Raw genomic sequence first — 15,092 nt, forward strand, 5'->3', positions numbered from 1 at the left:
GGCGAACAGCTCAGACCTAAGAACTGCTGAGGACTTCTTATGAAAATCCCCGACCAATTCGACGAGACCACACCACTGCGCGTCGAAATCGCTGCGCGAATTGCCTTTCCCGACGGCTCGATGAGCGCAGCAGGCCTACGCAAGGAACGTGACGCCGGTCGACTTGAAACGGAGCTAATCGCCGGAAAGGAATACGTCAGCTTGATGGCAATCGCGAGGATGAGGGAACTATGCCGCGGACTTCGAAAGGGCCACGCCTGGTATGGCGTGACGAAAGCTGGAAAAAAGATGGAACGCGCCGAAACAAAGCTGGATGGTTTATCCGCGATGGAACCAGCTTCATCAGCGCTGGCGGCGGCGAAAAAGGCCGTCCAGGAACTGAAGCTGAAAAGGCGCTCGCCGCCTACATTGGAAGCAAATACCACCGAGCGCGGGGAGCCGAGGACGTCTTAATTGCCGATGTGGTCAACCTCTACCTTAAAGAGGTTGCACCGAAGCACGCGACACCAGAAGAGACGGCGGCTCGGCTGGATAAGGTCCTTGATTACTTCGGGGAAAAAACTCTCGCCGCCATCAATGGCAAACTCTGCCGCGAGTACATTGCGTCGCGCCCCACCGAAGCCGCGGCGCGCCGCCAACTCGAGGATCTTCGTGCCGCCATCAACTACTACCGCAAGGAGGGTTATACAACCGCCGCACCGGTCATCACCCTGCCAGACAAGGCCGCCGCCCGCGAACGCTGGTTGACCCGCAGTGAGGCGGCCGCACTGATCTGGGCAGCTTGGCGAATGAAGCAGACATGGAAGGGCCAAGCGAGTGGCCGGCGCACTGGGCGACATCTCGCGCGCTTCATCCTCGTCGCACTTTATACAGGAACGCGCTCGGCCGCAATCTGCGGTGCCGCCATGCGCCCAACGAAAGGGCGCGGTCATGTGGACCTAGACCGCGGTATCTTCTATCGCGGTGCCACCGGCGCAAGGAAGACCAAGAAGCGCCAACCCCCTGTACCGTTGCCCGAGCGACTGCTGGCGCACCTCCGGCGCTGGGCGCGCACTGATCTTCACCTCGAGACCAAATCGCGCGGCAAAAGTGCGAACATCGGTCGCAAGATATCGCAGGATTTTGTCGTGGAATGGAATGGAAAGCCGGTGCAGTCGATAGACAAGAGCTTCAAGACGGCGCGCGAAATCGCCGGCCTAGGGCCCGACGTTACTCCGCACGTGTTCCGCCACACCGCGGCGACTTGGATGATGCAGGCCGGCACCGATCTGTGGCAGGCTGCGGGCTTTCTTGGCATTACAGTGGATGTCCTGATCGAAACTTACGGCCATCATCATCCTAATTTCTTGGCAGACGCCGCCGAGAAGATCACGAAGAAGCCGGTTTTCTCCAAGTCGCCGCAAACCGTTCCGAGTATAACTCAAATCACAAGACACGAACGCGGTGTGCTCATCCCACAGGTTTCCCACAGAAACGGCGAAAGGAAACGCGACCAGTCGTGAGCGAACGTGGCGAAGGAGCCCAGGAACAATAACGACTTGCTGGTAAATCCACATCGTTCGGGACGATGGGATCGCACGTTCAAAACTGCCATCCGCACCCCGCTCAAAGGTCTACTCCGGCTCCCCAGGGCGCGTGCTCGCAGCCGTGCCTTGGATCGGTTTGCCGGGTCCCGAAAGCGACATTGAATCTGGGAGGATTAGAGGCAAAGATCGTGATGCCTGGCTTGACGGAGGCTTGTCTTCGAGGCCAATGAATACGCGCCTGGCCAAATCTCAAAACAGCAGCAAACGGCGCACTAGCCGCAAGCCCGGCGCACCGCTTCTGAGTGAAACTGTCAATCGGCAAGACCTTGGCGATGCCAACCATGTCGTTGTCCATCATCATTGCCGGGATCGGTTGCTCCGGGCCGCAAGACCACCAAAAAATGGCATGGTCTCGTAGGCGGGACGTATCGGCGTTTCTGGCGCGGACCTCAACCAGGAGGTCGCAATCTTTTACCATCACAAAAGCCCCATCTGAGTCGGTCAGTGGTCTATCTCTGGCCTGCTACCCCGCGACGATCAAGACTGTGCTTTCCGGCGACCAATGCAGCACGACATCCTGACCTTCCGCCAGCCTGCCAGCGCCGGTGTTCTGCACAATCACCTTGAGCGTCTGGCCAGCACGCTCGACAAAGTAGGTGCTGCTATTTCCGGCGAAGATGCGCTTCGATACCTGGCCTCGCAGCAGATTCGCGTTGGCCGCATCCGGAGCCTCGGCATCGGTGAAGATGCGGATGCGTTCGGGCCGCACGGCGCAGCTTGCCTTGGCCCCAGCGGCAAGCTTGGCACCCGCGCCGGCGGCAATCGCTGTGCCGTCCGGCAGTCGGATGCCGTTGCCCGTGCTGTCGCCGCGAAGGATGTTGGCGTCGCCCAGGAAAGTGGCGGCAAACTCGCTCTTCGGCCGATCGTAGATCTCCTCGGGCGAGCCTTCCTGCACCAGCTTGCCATCGCGCAGAATGCCGATGCGGTCGCTCATCGTCAGCGCTTCTTCCTGGTCGTGGGTGACGAAGATGGTGGTGATGCCGATCTCGCGCTGGATGCGCTTGAGCTCGATCTGCATGTCGACCCGCAGCGCCTTGTCCAACGCTCCGAGCGGCTCGTCGAGCAACAACACGCGCGGCCGGATGACGATCGCGCGAGCGAGCGCAACCCGTTGGCGCTGGCCGCCGGACAGCTGATGCGGCCGGCGGCCGCCGAGCCTGCCGAGTTGCACAAGGTCGAGTGCGCGCTGTACCTCGCTGGCAATCACCGCCTTGGGCTCGCCGCGCACCGACAGGCCAAAGGCGACATTGCCAGCAACGCTCATATTGGGAAACAGGGCGTAGTTCTGGAACACCATGCCGATGCGCCGCTTCTCCACCGGCACCCGCTCGACACTTTCGCCGCCTATAGAGATGCGGCCAGAGTCGGGAAAGTCGAAGCCGGCGATCTGGCGCAGCAGCGTGGTCTTGCCGCTGCCGGAGGGACCGAGCAGGGCGTAGAAGCCGCCGTCGGCGAAATCGATAGACACATCGTCCAGCGCCTTGTGGGCACCGAAAGCGCGCGACACGTTCGCTACTTGGACGCCAGCCATTATTTCTCTCCGCCGAATTTGAAGAAGCGCGCTGTCAGCAGCATCAGCGCCATCGACACGACAATGATGATCGTCGAGACCGCATTGATCTCGGGCGTGAAACCCTTGCGGATCGCGGCGTAGATTTCGACCGGCAGCGTCGTCTGGCCCGGCGTCGACAAGAAGTAGGATACGACGAACTGGTCGAAGGACACGGCGAAGGCGAACAGCCCCCCGGCAATGACGCCCGGCATGATCCAGGGCAGCGTGACGCGGTTCGTCAACTGCCATTGATTGGCGCCGAGCGAGCGCGCCGCCTCTTCCAGCTCGTGCGCGAAGGTCTGCAGTCGGGCCGACACGACGACAATGACGTAGGGAAGCGCAAGCGCGACATGGCCAAGCAGGATGGCGAACAGGCCGCGCCCAATGCCGACGCCGAAGAAGAAGATCAACATCGCTGTGCCGGTTATCAGCCACGGAATGGCGATTGGCGGAAACAGCAGCGCCTGGAGGAATTTCTTGCCGCGAAACTCATAGCGGTAGAGCGCAAGTGACGCCGCCGAGCCAAGCACGACGCAGATGATGGTAGTGATGACTGCGATTTCGACACTGTTCCAGGTGGCTGAGATAAGCTGGTCGTTCTGCCACAGCGAGACATACCATTCCGCCGTCCATTCGAACGGCAGCTGGTAGAAGGGCGAAACGTTGAAAGACATTAGCGCCATGATGATGATTGGCACATAGAGGAAGGCGAGCAATAGCCAGATGTAAAGGCGGCCGAGCCATTCGAGAACACGTGTCGTCGCCATCACGTAGCCCTCCGCAGCACCGGCGAGGCAACCGCCAGGATGACCAGCACGACGGCCAACAGGATAAAGGAGAGCGCAGCACCCAGCGGCCAGTTGAACACGGCGACGAACTGGTCCTCGATGACAGTGCCGTAAAAGGTGCCGGTACGGCCGCCGAGGATGCGCGGTTCCATGAACGAACCAACAACCGGGACGAAGACGAGCGCTGCGCCCGCCACCAGCCCCGGCATCGACAGCGGAATGATGACTCGATTCAGCACCTGCAGCCGCGAGGCGCCGAGCGAGCGCCCGGCTTCGATTAGCGAGTCATCGATGGCCTGCAGGGTCAGATAGCAGGTCAGCACCATGTAAGGCACGTAGGAGTGCACCAGCCCGATGATTACGGCCGGATAGGAATACATTAGGTCGATGTTGATCTTGAACGGCAGGACGGCGTTGAGCGCAGTGTCGAGAATGCCGCCTTCACGCAACACCATCGCCCAGGAGAAGATACGCACCAGCCCGTTCGACCAGAACGGCAGGATGACGAGCAGGAAAATCGCCTCTCGGGTGCGGCCTTTCAGCACCTTGGCCAGCACATAAGCGGCGGGATAACCGATGACGATGCACCACAGCGTCACCTCGAGGCCGAGGCGCAGCGAGGCCAAAAGCAATGTCAGATAAAGGCTTTGTGAAAAGAAGGCGGCATAGTTTTCGAGCGTGAACGCCCACGGCTTTCCCGACAGCGGCAGGTCGGTCATGAAGGAGAAGAAGACCATGGCTGAGAGCGGCAGGAAGATCGCAACCGTCAGCCAGAGATAGGCAGGCGCCAGCAGTGGCAAGGCCGATCTCAATCCGCTGCGCGACGCGGCCGCAACCTGTGCTGCCATGACATCCACCTCCCAGGATGGGGAAGCATCAGCCGACATGGATGGTCGGCTGATCCCGGCTTCTGCTGTTACTTCACGTCGACCTTGAGCTGCTGCCAGAGCGACAGATAGGTTTCGCGCTGGGCGTCTGTGATCGGCGCCTGGAACTGAATGCGCTTGGCGACTGCCGGGTCACCCATCACCTTGCGGTTGAACGCATCCCCGGGAAGTGCTTCTACAGCCTTGGTGTTGGCGGATACCGGGGCTCCGACCTTGGTGACCCATTCGACATAGAACTTCGGGTCGATCATGTAGTTGATGAAGGCCTCGGCGCCGGCGACATTCTTGGAACCGACCGGAATTGAGAAGGCGTCGAGCCAGGCGACAGCGCCCTCCTGCGGGATCACGAGCGAGACCGGCAGCTTGAAATGGGTCTTGGCGCGATCGGCCGAGCCGCTCCAATAGGTGCCGATGTCGATCTGGTTAGAGGCAGCCATCTGGTTCCAGTCGTTCTCCGAGCTCCAGAACGTCTTGATCTGCGGCATCAGCGAGGTGAGCTTCGCCTTGACCGCCTCGATATCCTTGATGTCGTTGATGTTCTGGCCGGTGGCAATGGCGCCGAACTGAACCGCCTCGACGGCATCATCACGGATGGTGACGCGGCCCTTGTGAGCGGGATCCCACATTTCGGCGATGCTCGTCGGCGGCTTATCGAAGGATTTTTCATTGATGGCGAGCGCCGTCAGCCCCCAGACCCACGGCACGCCATAGACCTTGCCGTCATGGACGAGCATCGGCGATCCGGCCTTGTCCTTGCTGATGTCGGGAAAGTTCGGCAGCTTGGACGTGTCGATCGGCTGGATCAGCTTTTCCGCCATCGCCTGGTCGTTGAAAGCGGCGTTGATCATGACCACGTCGTAAAGGCCGGGATTGGTCCTGAGCTTGGTCAGCATCTCCTGTTCGGAATTGAAAAAAGTCGTTGACGACCTTGTGGCCGGTCGCCTTCTCGAAGGCTTCGATGGCCCACGGCTCGTCGGCGCCGTAGCCCTTCCAGTTGAGTACGTGCACCTCGTCGGCCTTGGCGGCAAATGCGAGTGCGGAGGTGAAGACGGCGGTCGCCGTCAGCAGGGCAGTCAAGTCGGGCATGCGCATGTTCGTTCCTCTCTGTGTTTGCCCGCTTCCCGGGCTTTGTCAGGCTGTCGGGCGTTTGGCCTCTTGCTTCCGGCCATGGAGGCCGATCGGCGGACCGCCGGCATGGCTTAGGAATGTCTGGATTTCGTGGTCGGTCGGCGCTGATGAACCACCGTGGCGGGTGACGGAAATGGCCGCCGCCGCATTGGCGTAGCGCGCTGCTTCAAAAGGCGGCGCGCCGCGCGCCAGCGCACTGACGAAAGCGCCGATATGGGTGTCGCCGGCGCCATTGGTGTCGATGGCGTCGACCTCGAAGCCGGCACTCGTTTGCGCCGAGCCATCGGCCAGCCGTATGTGGCAGCCTTTCGGTCCGGCGCGAATAACGACGCCGACGGCCTTCGGGGAGTGGTCGCTAAGAAGCCGTGACGCGAGTGCCTCGACGTCGCCCGGACCGGCAATCGCGGCCGCTTCCATCCTGTTGCAGCTCAACCAGGTGGTGCGGGCGAGTATCCGAGGCAGGATAGGGCGGGGAATGTCGACGACGACAGGTGTCGGGTCGAGGACAAGCGGTGTGTCGGCCGGAAGTGCCTCGATCCAGTCGACAAGCGCGTCTCGGCTTCCCGGATAGCTAAGCGTATAGCCGGAGGTGAACACCCAATCCCCCGGGGCGACCGAGACGGGCGCCATCATGTCAAGGCTGAGCAAGCTCTCCGCACCAGGCCACGAGACGAAGGTGCGCTCGGCATCGCTGCTGATCATGGCGACGCAATTGCCGCTGTCCATGACGGGCGATGGCGTCGTCAGCGTCTCGATCCCCTCATTGGCTAAGGCCGTGCGCAGGAAGTCGCCATTGGGTCCGCTGCCGAGCTGGCCGCCGAACACCACCTTCATGCCGGTGCGGCTGGCCGCGACCATCATGTTGAAGCCGCCGCCGGCGACTTGCGTGTAGCTCGACGCCGTCTTCTCCGTACCCGGCGCCGGCAAGGCGTCGATGCGGTAGACATAGTCGACCACCGCGCTGCCGACATGGACGAGACGCCCACTCATGCCGCCGCATCCTTGCCGGGACCCGTCCTGTCGGCACGGCGCTTGGATATACGGGCCGCAACAAGGTCGGCGGTGAGCGCGCCAACCGCCGCAATGTCGATGCCCTTGAGGTCTGCAATGCGGTTCTGAGGCAGTCGGGAAAAGCCGGTGCAGGCGCCGGCCATGCCGGTCGCGATGGCGCCGATCGTATCGGTGTCGCCACCGAGATTGGCGCTGATGACCGCCGCTTGCCAGGGATCACCGCCGGCGACTTCCAGCACGGCGAATGCAGCCGGAACGGACTCCTGACTGGCGACGCCGGTGCCGACCAGATCGGTGATCAGCCGGATCGCGTCCTTCGTCGCCTTGCCGCGCACAAGCTCCTGCGCCCACCCAATGCGCGCAGCAATGTCACCGCCGGTCACCCAATGGCCGAGCGTTGCTCCGCACCTCGCCGCGGCGATGGCGCTGTCGGAAGCGGCGCGCCAGTCGCCGCCTGCGACGCCGCGGCTGACGGCCGCCGCAACGGCGGCTGCGGCCGCAATGGCAACCGAGGTGTTGTGCGTGGCCCGGCAGGTCTCGGCAACTTTGGCGACCAGCGCGTCCAGCGGCTCTGGCGGCATCATGATGCCGACCGGCGCAATGCGCATGGCCGCACCATTTGTGTCGCCGCTGCGCCCCGCTTCCTCGGCCGGCACGCCATTGTTGATGGCGTCGATGGCGCGTTTGGTCGATGGTCCCAGCAGATCGTAGCTGCCGCGCGCTTTGACGTCGCGCTCCCAGTCGAGCAGCGCGTTGACCCACCGCGCATGATCGAAGCGGTTACCGGATTCAACCAGGATACGGCCAAGCAGAAGCGCCTGTTCGGTGTCGTCGGTGATCGTTCCAGCGGGAAGCCCCTTCGACACCGGATGGTCGGCGAAAGGAGCAATGAAGCCCTCTACATGGGCGTAGAGTTCGGCAATCCGGGCCGGCGACAAAAGCTGCGTCGGCATGCCCAGCGCATCCCCCAGTGCCCCGCCGACAAGCGCCCCCATGGCCCGATCAGTCATATTCCCGGTGTTGTCGTCCGGCATCACTCAGAACCTCATATGCAGCGCAAAATGCGCCGGGTTGAGCAGGCTGGTCACATATTCGATCGGCCGGTCATCGGCGGCGCGGGTCAACCGGCGACCGCGAAGAAACGGCGTGCCTTGCGGGCAACCGAGGATTGCAGAGTCCTCGGCGTTGAGCATTTCGATGCCGACCCATTCCTCGCCATGGTCGGGAATGAGGCCCGCGCCGCGCAGCGTCTGGTGCAGCGAGCCTTCGCGCAGGCCGCGCAACGGCACGTCCTCCAGTTCCGGCGACAATGGCAGGCGGCTGCGCTCGATGGAGATGGCGTGGCCGTCGCTGGCATTGGTGCGCACCCGGTCGACAGCGATGAAAAACGGGTTTTCTATACCAAGCAGTGCGGCAAGACCGGGGTCCTCGATCACCTCGAGCCGCAGCGTCCGCGTCTCGGCGTTGGCGCCGGCGTTGGCGAGCGCCCGCGACCAACCGATGGAGTCATCAACGGGCTTGCCATCGAAGGTGACGAAAGAGCCGATGCCGACTTTGGTCGTGATCAGCCCGCGGTTGGACAGTTCCTCGAGGCCTTTGCGGACGGTGTTGCGGCTGACGGAGAAACGCTGGACGAGCTTGTTCTCGCTTTGCAGCCGGTCGCCGAAGCCGAGAACACCGGAGCGGATTTCATGTTCGAGAACGGTGGCGATCTGTTCGGGCTTGCCCGTGCCGGGAGACAGTTGAACCGAGCGCCGCTTCATATGGGTACCTGTTCAGTGAGCCTGTATAATCCTGTTCATATCACGGCAGGCTTGTCAACGAGTGCCGGATGGAGCTGCCATCGGGCTTGATTAGGCGTCGCGACGAGCATAGTTGCCGGTTCCGTCGCCGTGGGACGTGGCGTCCAGCGCCAGCTCCGCATCATCGGCAACATAGCGGGCATTGCGGTAGTCGCGAATGAAGCTGATCCGACCTTCACACCACTCGAGCCACATAAAGTGGTTGGGTTTCGCGTCGGCTCGGTCTCGAACACCGCGATCACCTCCCGGCCCTCGTGCCAAGCCGGCTTGAGCCACACGCCCTCGCTCTTAACCTGGTGAAGAACCTGCTGACGTCTGCTGAGCCTGAGCGAAGCGGATGCAAGGACGGATGAAGCTTCACTGTTTTTCGAAGCCGATAATCCCTTGAATGACAGGAATGGCCTGCATCGCTTGAGCACATCGGCGGTGACGATGAAATGGCCGTAAGACGGACAATGTTCATTCATTGTCGGAGGCAGTTCGTGATCCCGAGTCCGATTCAACAGGACGGCCTAGGGAGCGTCAGCCTAGCGCCGCCGCAGCCGAGACGCGGGATCGACCGCTCCCGTCGAGGGGCGTCGTTTAGCAGGAGCTCGCGACCAAGGTGAATTCCAGGATCGCAGTCGGATGTGGGGAAAGGATGCCAACGCACTAGATACGGCGCACGACGGCCGCCTCGCCATCGTTGATCTCGCGGTCGCCGCCTGGCGAGGCCGTCAAACTACTCCTCTCGAGTGAGGTGAATTACGAGGCGAAATTACCAGCCCGGACCCGCGAGAGGCAGGCGTGTCTTTCGAGAGTTGGAAAATTTTACAAGTTTCGTCGGTCTGCTGCATTCTTCTTAAACATGGCCAAGACAAGCCGCTTGCCTTCGCGCACACTGTCTTCGAGCGGCTTCGCCTTCGCCAGATGCGCCGCAATCGCGCTAGCCAGCATGCAACCCGTCCCGCGGATTGATGCGACAAGACGAGGTGCGTCGAAGCGAATTGGTTCTTGATCGGAACGCAACAGAATATCGGTTGATCGAGGTCCTGATGCGTGGCCCCCTTTGATCAGCAGGCCCGGCACGCCGGCTGCCAGCAATTTCCGTCCCAGTCTCACCGCGTCGCTCTCGTCGGCTGGCGGTTCCGCACCAACAAGGAGCGCCAGCTCGAGGAGATTGGGGGTCACAAGGCAGCAAAGCGGCATCAGGTCGCGCCTCATGGCAGCGATGGCACCTGCTTCCAGAAGCCCCCGGCCGGAGCTCGAGGCCAGCACCGGATCGAGCACTGCCGGCACCTGCGGATTTTCGCGCAGCACGCCGGCAATGGCAACGACGATCTCGGCCGTTGCGAGCATGCCGATCTTAATTGCCGCCACCTTGTTGGCCTGCAGCGCGGCGCACATCTGATCGGCCACAAGATCGGGCTTCGAAGGATGGATTTCCATTACGGCTTCGTGCGTCTGCACCGTCAGCGCTGTGACAGCCAGGCAGGTGCGCATACCAATGGAAGAGATCGTCTCGATATCACGTGCAATTCCAGCCCCACCGCTGGAGTCTGATCCGCCAACCACGAGCACACGCGGTTCTCGCCTCAGCGCCATGGCTTTGTCTTTTCGATCCATTCTCGCGTGCGCGCTTCGGGATCGGCATTCAACGTGATGTCGGTGACCACCGCCGCGCTGTCCGCACCAGCCTCGAAGACACCGTCGAGCCGGTCGGGGTTGAGGCCGCCGATGGAGACCAATGGGATCGGCGCCACCCGATGCTTCCACTCGCTGATCCGCTCGAGCCCTTGCGGCGCCCATTTCATCTGCTTCAGGATGGTGGGATAGATGGGGCCGAGCGCGATATAGTCGGGCTCGGCAGCGATGGCCGTTTCCAGTTCGAGATGATCGTGCGTGCTGAGCCCGAGCTTCAATCCGGCGTACTTAATCGCCAGCAGGTCAGCCGCAGCCAAATCCTCTTGGCCGAGATGGACGAAGTCGCAGCCTTCCTCAATGGCGAGCCGCCAATAGTCGTTGACGATCAGTTGGCAACCATGGACCGCGCAGACGCCGTTCGCGCGGCGGATTTCCGTCCGCAGCGTGGCCTCGTCCCTATCCTTGATGCGCAACTGAACCAGCTTGACGCCAAGTGGCACCAGCCGTTCGATCCAGGCGGCGCTGTCGACGATCAGGTAGAAGGGATCGAGCTTCATGAGAAAACCGCCCTGCCGAATGTTGGTGTCGATGGCACCGCGACGTCGCGGGGTTCGAGCATCCCCGAGCTGAAAGCTTCTCGACCGGCGTCGACCGCCTTGCCGAACGCACGCGCCATGCCGACCGGATCGGCCGCCTTGGCGACCGCTGTGTTCAGGAGCACGGCATCAAAGCCGAACTCCATGACTGTTGCCGCGTGCGATGGCCGTCCGAGACCAGCATCCACGATCAGCGGGACATCAGGGAAATGTCCGCGCATCGAGCGCAGCGCCGTGATGTTGACCGGCCCGAGGGCGGAACCGATCGGTGCGCACCAGGGCATCAAGACCTTGCAGCCCGCCGCAAGCAGCCGCTCGGCGACGACAAGGTCGTCGGTAGTATACGGGAACACCGCAAAACCGTCCTCGCACAGGATGCGGGCGGCTTCGAGCAGACCGAACACGTCCGGCTGCAGCGTGTCGTGATTGCCGATCACTTCGAGCTTGATCCAGGGCGTGCCGAAGACTTCGCGCGCCATTTGTGCGGTCGTGACCGCTTCCTTGACGGAGTGGCAGCCAGCAGTGTTGGGCAGGATTCTGACACCAAGCGACCGGATCAACGACCAGAATTTTTCGCCGGCCCTGCCGCCTCCCATCTCACGGCGCAACGAGACGGTCACCACCGAGGTGCCCGATGCCCTGACTGCATCGGCAAGGATGGCCGGCGAAGGATATTGAGCGGTGCCGAGAAGCAGGCGGGAGGGAAGCGTCGTCCCGAGAAGATCGAACATGCTAGCCTCCCTGCATCGGCGAGAGGATTTCGATCCGGTCGCCGTCGTTCAATTGGAATTCCGCCCGGCTGGCTTTGTGCACGAGGTCGTTGTTGACGGCGGTCGCGAGCCAATCGCCCTCATAGTCAAGCGCGGCAAGCAGCTCGGCCAGCGTGGTGGCGGCAACCTCATGCACTTTGCCGTTGACCATCAGTTTCATGAGCAAGCTCCACGGGTTTGTCGTGATTGAAGACAATTTCGCCCGCCAGGCGCGCCATGGCGGGGGCGAGAAGAAAGCCATGGCGATAGAGCCCGTTGATCGCGACGGTGTCTCCGCTCATTTCGACGCGCGGCAGATTGTCGGGAAAGGCTGGACGGACGCCGACGCCGGCTTCAACGATCCCGGCCCCGCCAAAGGCCGGATGGAGGGCATACGCAGCACCCAGAAGCTCCATCATCGAACGCGCCGTGACCGGTCTGGCGGACCGGCTTTCAATCATCGTCGCACCGATCATGAACTGGGCGTCGGCACGCGGTACCGCATAGAGCGGAAAGCGCGGATGCAGCAACCGGACCGGGCGCGACAGCGAGAAGTCTGGCGTGTTTAGGATCAGCATTTCGCCGCGAACGCCGCGAAGCCTGTCATCGACGGCGGCCATCCCCGGGCAGTCGATCTGACGATCGAAACCGGAAACATGCCGGGCGTCGGTGCCGAAGTGGAATTTGACACCCATGGCTGCGAGCTTGTCATGAAGTGCTGCCATCGCCTGGCGCGGGTCGAGATGAGCCTCATCTGGGAAGAGCAGTCCGCGCCGGAAGCGGCCGGCGAGGTCGGGTTCCAGGAGCGCAATTTCGTCTTCATCGACACGCCGATGGCCCGACGTGCGGCTGGCGAAGCGGTCGAGCTCGCCGGCATCACGCGGGGCGGCCACGACAAGTGTTCCGCCCCGTGTCACCTGACCCGGCAGCACCGCATCCCACCAGTCGGCAGCGTCACGTCCAAGGTCCAGCACCGGCTGCTCGGCGCTTTCACGCTCGCACCATGGCGCCAGCATGCCGCCGGCGAACCACGACGCATTGCCCCCAAGGGCAGGCCTTGTCTCGGCAACGGTAACCGTCGCGCCGCGGGCGGCGAGTTCGAAGGCGGCGGTGAGGCCGGCGACGCCGGCCCCCTTTATCAGCACCTTCATGATGGCTTACCTGGCTGAGGCGTGACCGGTGCGCCGATCTCGTCCGCTGGCACGTAGAGATCGCCGCCCTCGCGGTATTTCGCCGCCATCGCCGCCATGCCCTCTTTCTGTGCCTCGGCGCGGATGTCGTGAGAGATACGCATCGAGCAGAATTTCGGTCCGCACATCGAGCAGAAATGTGCCAGCTTGTGCGCCTCCTTGGGCAAGGTCTGGTCGTGGAAGGACCGTGCGGTTTCGGGGTCGAGCGACAGGTTGAACTGGTCCTCCCAGCGGAACTCGAAGCGCGCGCGGGAAAGGGCGTCATCCCTGACTTTCGCCGCCGGGTGGCCCTTCGCCAGGTCGGCCGCGTGCGCTGCGATCTTGTAGGTGATCACGCCGGTCTTGACGTCATCGCGGTCGGGAAGGCCGAGATGCTCCTTGGGCGTGACGTAGCAGAGCATGGCCGTTCCGAACCAGCCGATCATCGCCGCGCCGATGCCGGAAGTGATGTGGTCGTAGCCCGGCGCGATGTCGGTCGTCAGCGGTCCAAGCGTATAGAACGGCGCCTCGCCACAGACGGCGAGCTGCTTGTCCATGTTCGCCTTGATCTTGTGCATCGGCACGTGGCCGGGCCCCTCGATCATCACCTGGCAATCTTTCGCCCAGGCGATCTGCGTCAGCTCGCCGAGCGTTTCCAGCTCGGCGAATTGCGCCGCGTCGTTGGCGTCGGCGATCGAGCCGGGACGAAGGCCGTCGCCGAGCGAGAAGGAGACGTCATAAGCGCGGCAGATGTCGCAGATCTCCGCAAAGTGCTCGTAGAGGAAGCTTTCCCGGTGATGGTGCAGGCACCATTTTGCCATGATCGAGCCGCCGCGCGAGACGATACCCGTGACCCGGTCAACGGTCAGCGGGATGTAATGCAGCCGCACGCCGGCGTGGATGGTGAAATAGTCGACGCCCTGTTCGGCCTGTTCGATCAGCGTGTCGCGGTAAACCTCCCAGGTAAGATCCTCGGCAATGCCGCCGACTTTCTCGAGCGCCTGGTAGAGCGGCACCGTGCCGATCGGCACCGGCGAGTTGCGGACGATCCATTCGCGGATGTTGTGGATGTTGCGGCCGGTCGACAGATCCATCACCGTGTCGGCGCCCCAGCGGATCGCCCACACCATCTTTTCGACCTCTTCAGCCATCGACGATGTGACGGCGGAGTTACCGATATTGGCGTTGATCTTGACCAGGAAATTCCGGCCGATGATCATCGGCTCGCTCTCGGGATGGTTGATGTTGGCGGGAATGATCGCCCGTCCGCGCGCCACCTCGTTGCGCACGAATTCAGGCGTGACGAAGTCGGGGATCGCCGCGCCGAAGGCCTCGCCGTCGCGCTCAAGCTTGCCGTGCAGGATCTCGCGACCAAGGTTCTCGCGGATGGCGACGAACTCCATTTCGGGCGTGATGATGCCAGCGCGCGCATAGGCAAGCTGTGTCACCGCCTTGCCGGTCTGGGCCCGGAGTGGCCGGTTGCGGACTGGAAATTCCGGTGTTAGGCGCTCGCCCGCCGCAAACCCATTGTCTTCTGGCCGGACGTGGCGGCCGTCATAGGCTTCGACATCGCCGCGCGCGGTGACCCATTCATGGCGAAGCCGTGCAAGGCCGTTTTCGATGCTGGTTTCGACAGTCGGGTCGGTATAGGGGCCGGACGGATCGTAAGCGGTCACCGGCGGCTCGCCTGCCGTCGGATGGACGGAGATTTCGCGCATCGGCACCCTGATCTGCGGGTGGATGGCACCGGGCTTGTGGATTTTGCGTGAGGCAGGCAGCGGTCCCGTCGACACGGCGGGGGTGAGGGCATTCATCTTGAGGCTCCTTTGCTCGTGCATTGGAGACCCAGTTCTGTGCCGGAAGGATGAAAAGACGCTTCTGTCGACCTGCCGAAACAGGACCTCGGGCGTGAACTCCCGCAAAGCGCTTGCACCGTCCCTACGCCAGTATGAACTGGATCAGGTTCAACGGGTCACTGCGCCGCGAAAGCCAGCAGTATCTCAGCCCCTTGCCGGGACTCCCCTGGTGAATGCGTGAGGTTGGACGGGACGGCTCCGGTTTGTCAAGCGCGTTCTGGCCGCGGCTGATCGGCGGCCGGTCAGACCGTGCGGAAAAAATCGTGCATGTCTCGGTGACAAGTCAAGCGTCGGAGATGAAGGCAAGGACAAGGGAATCGCAAAGCGTCGGACTAAAAATCGATC

Annotated in this window: 15 protein-coding genes and 1 riboswitch; of the genes, 2 read left to right on the forward strand and 13 right to left on the reverse strand. The window is 62.6% G+C overall.

Going from position 1 to position 15,092, the window contains the following annotated elements:
* Positions 1-39: 39 nt before the first annotated feature.
* Together NKH60_RS02305 and NKH60_RS02310 are read left to right on the forward strand one after the other, a co-directional pair.
* Positions 40-453, forward strand: coding sequence for an excisionase (locus NKH60_RS02305; protein ID WP_352470541.1), 414 nt, complete (start codon positions 40-42; stop codon positions 451-453).
* A gap of 8 nt (positions 454-461) precedes the next feature.
* Positions 462-1,502, forward strand: a complete 1,041-nt coding sequence (locus tag NKH60_RS02310; protein ID WP_352612556.1) for a site-specific integrase — start codon at positions 462-464, stop codon at positions 1,500-1,502.
* A 547-nt stretch (positions 1,503-2,049) separates the two neighbouring features.
* Here NKH60_RS02310 and NKH60_RS02315 read toward each other — a convergent pair.
* From NKH60_RS02315 to thiC, 13 genes are all read right to left on the reverse strand, one after another.
* Positions 2,050-3,117, reverse strand: coding sequence for an ABC transporter ATP-binding protein (locus NKH60_RS02315; RefSeq protein ID WP_352502585.1), 1,068 nt, complete (start codon positions 3,115-3,117; stop codon positions 2,050-2,052).
* Positions 3,117-3,905 (reverse strand): ABC transporter permease, encoded by a 789-nt coding sequence (locus NKH60_RS02320; RefSeq protein ID WP_352470538.1) that lies wholly within the window; start codon positions 3,903-3,905, stop codon positions 3,117-3,119. Before NKH60_RS02320 ends, NKH60_RS02315 begins: the two co-directional genes overlap by 1 nt.
* Entirely contained in the window at positions 3,905-4,774 is an 870-nt protein-coding gene (locus tag NKH60_RS02325; protein ID WP_352470537.1) for an ABC transporter permease, read from the reverse strand. The genes NKH60_RS02320 and NKH60_RS02325 overlap by 1 nt, the downstream gene beginning before the upstream one ends.
* Positions 4,775-4,842: 68 nt before the next feature.
* Complete coding sequence (locus NKH60_RS02330; protein ID WP_352870991.1) at positions 4,843-5,706, reverse strand: extracellular solute-binding protein; 864 nt, start codon at positions 5,704-5,706, stop codon at positions 4,843-4,845.
* Positions 5,707-5,944: 238 nt separating this feature from the next.
* Positions 5,945-6,931 (reverse strand): PfkB family carbohydrate kinase, encoded by a 987-nt coding sequence (locus tag NKH60_RS02335; protein WP_352612560.1) that lies wholly within the window; start codon positions 6,929-6,931, stop codon positions 5,945-5,947.
* Positions 6,928-7,962, reverse strand: a complete 1,035-nt coding sequence (locus tag NKH60_RS02340) for an ADP-ribosylglycohydrolase family protein (RefSeq protein ID WP_352502587.1) — start codon at positions 7,960-7,962, stop codon at positions 6,928-6,930. Before NKH60_RS02340 ends, NKH60_RS02335 begins: the two co-directional genes overlap by 4 nt.
* A gap of 27 nt (positions 7,963-7,989) precedes the next feature.
* Complete coding sequence (locus NKH60_RS02345; RefSeq protein ID WP_023679209.1) at positions 7,990-8,715, reverse strand: GntR family transcriptional regulator; 726 nt, start codon at positions 8,713-8,715, stop codon at positions 7,990-7,992.
* A gap of 849 nt (positions 8,716-9,564) precedes the next feature.
* The gene (locus NKH60_RS02350; protein ID WP_352502600.1) at positions 9,565-10,338 is read right to left on the reverse strand and encodes a hydroxymethylpyrimidine/phosphomethylpyrimidine kinase; all 774 of its coding nucleotides are present in this window, start codon (positions 10,336-10,338) and stop codon (positions 9,565-9,567) included.
* Positions 10,329-10,934 carry a thiamine phosphate synthase gene (locus tag NKH60_RS02355; RefSeq protein WP_352470532.1) on the reverse strand — a complete coding sequence of 202 codons (606 nt, stop codon included), beginning with the start codon at positions 10,932-10,934 and terminating at the stop codon, positions 10,329-10,331. Before NKH60_RS02355 ends, NKH60_RS02350 begins: the two co-directional genes overlap by 10 nt.
* Positions 10,931-11,704 (reverse strand): thiazole synthase, encoded by a 774-nt coding sequence (locus tag NKH60_RS02360; RefSeq protein WP_352502588.1) that lies wholly within the window; start codon positions 11,702-11,704, stop codon positions 10,931-10,933. Before NKH60_RS02360 ends, NKH60_RS02355 begins: the two co-directional genes overlap by 4 nt.
* Before the next feature lies 1 nt (position 11,705).
* Positions 11,706-11,903: a sulfur carrier protein ThiS gene (gene thiS / locus NKH60_RS02365; protein WP_023679205.1), complete on the reverse strand. Its 198-nt coding sequence runs from the start codon at positions 11,901-11,903 to the stop codon at positions 11,706-11,708.
* The gene (thiO, locus tag NKH60_RS02370; protein WP_352612563.1) at positions 11,872-12,873 is read right to left on the reverse strand and encodes a glycine oxidase ThiO; all 1,002 of its coding nucleotides are present in this window, start codon (positions 12,871-12,873) and stop codon (positions 11,872-11,874) included. Before thiO ends, thiS begins: the two co-directional genes overlap by 32 nt.
* Entirely contained in the window at positions 12,870-14,705 is a 1,836-nt protein-coding gene (gene thiC, locus NKH60_RS02375; protein WP_352612565.1) for a phosphomethylpyrimidine synthase ThiC, read from the reverse strand. The genes thiO and thiC overlap by 4 nt, the downstream gene beginning before the upstream one ends.
* A 103-nt stretch (positions 14,706-14,808) precedes the next feature.
* Positions 14,809-14,925, reverse strand: a riboswitch (TPP riboswitch).
* Positions 14,926-15,092: the final 167 nt, after the last annotated feature.

The organism is Mesorhizobium sp. M1006, from assembly GCF_040318825.1.
Taxonomy (GTDB): Bacteria; Pseudomonadota; Alphaproteobacteria; order Rhizobiales; family Rhizobiaceae; genus Mesorhizobium.

Excerpts from the sequence above, each read along its gene's own strand:
- NKH60_RS02305 (WP_352470541.1), top strand. The coding sequence starts at position 40 with ATGAAAATCCCCGACCAATTCGACGAGACCACACCACTGCGCGTCGAA.
- NKH60_RS02315 (WP_352502585.1), bottom strand. The coding sequence starts at position 3,117 with ATGGCTGGCGTCCAAGTAGCGAACGTGTCGCGCGCTTTCGGTGCCCAC.
- NKH60_RS02320 (WP_352470538.1), bottom strand. The coding sequence starts at position 3,905 with ATGGCGACGACACGTGTTCTCGAATGGCTCGGCCGCCTTTACATCTGG.
- NKH60_RS02325 (WP_352470537.1), bottom strand. The coding sequence starts at position 4,774 with ATGGCAGCACAGGTTGCGGCCGCGTCGCGCAGCGGATTGAGATCGGCC.
- NKH60_RS02330 (WP_352870991.1), bottom strand. The coding sequence starts at position 5,706 with ATGCTGACCAAGCTCAGGACCAATCCCGGCCTTTACGACGTGGTCATG.
- NKH60_RS02335 (WP_352612560.1), bottom strand. The coding sequence starts at position 6,931 with ATGAGTGGGCGTCTCGTCCATGTCGGCAGCGCGGTGGTCGACTATGTC.
- NKH60_RS02340 (WP_352502587.1), bottom strand. The coding sequence starts at position 7,962 with ATGACTGATCGGGCCATGGGGGCGCTTGTCGGCGGGGCACTGGGGGAT.
- NKH60_RS02345 (WP_023679209.1), bottom strand. The coding sequence starts at position 8,715 with ATGAAGCGGCGCTCGGTTCAACTGTCTCCCGGCACGGGCAAGCCCGAA.
- NKH60_RS02350 (WP_352502600.1), bottom strand. The coding sequence starts at position 10,338 with ATGGCGCTGAGGCGAGAACCGCGTGTGCTCGTGGTTGGCGGATCAGAC.
- NKH60_RS02355 (WP_352470532.1), bottom strand. The coding sequence starts at position 10,934 with ATGAAGCTCGATCCCTTCTACCTGATCGTCGACAGCGCCGCCTGGATC.
- NKH60_RS02360 (WP_352502588.1), bottom strand. The coding sequence starts at position 11,704 with ATGTTCGATCTTCTCGGGACGACGCTTCCCTCCCGCCTGCTTCTCGGC.
- thiS (WP_023679205.1), bottom strand. The coding sequence starts at position 11,903 with ATGAAACTGATGGTCAACGGCAAAGTGCATGAGGTTGCCGCCACCACG.
- thiO (WP_352612563.1), bottom strand. The coding sequence starts at position 12,873 with ATGAAGGTGCTGATAAAGGGGGCCGGCGTCGCCGGCCTCACCGCCGCC.
- thiC (WP_352612565.1), bottom strand. The coding sequence starts at position 14,705 with ATGAATGCCCTCACCCCCGCCGTGTCGACGGGACCGCTGCCTGCCTCA.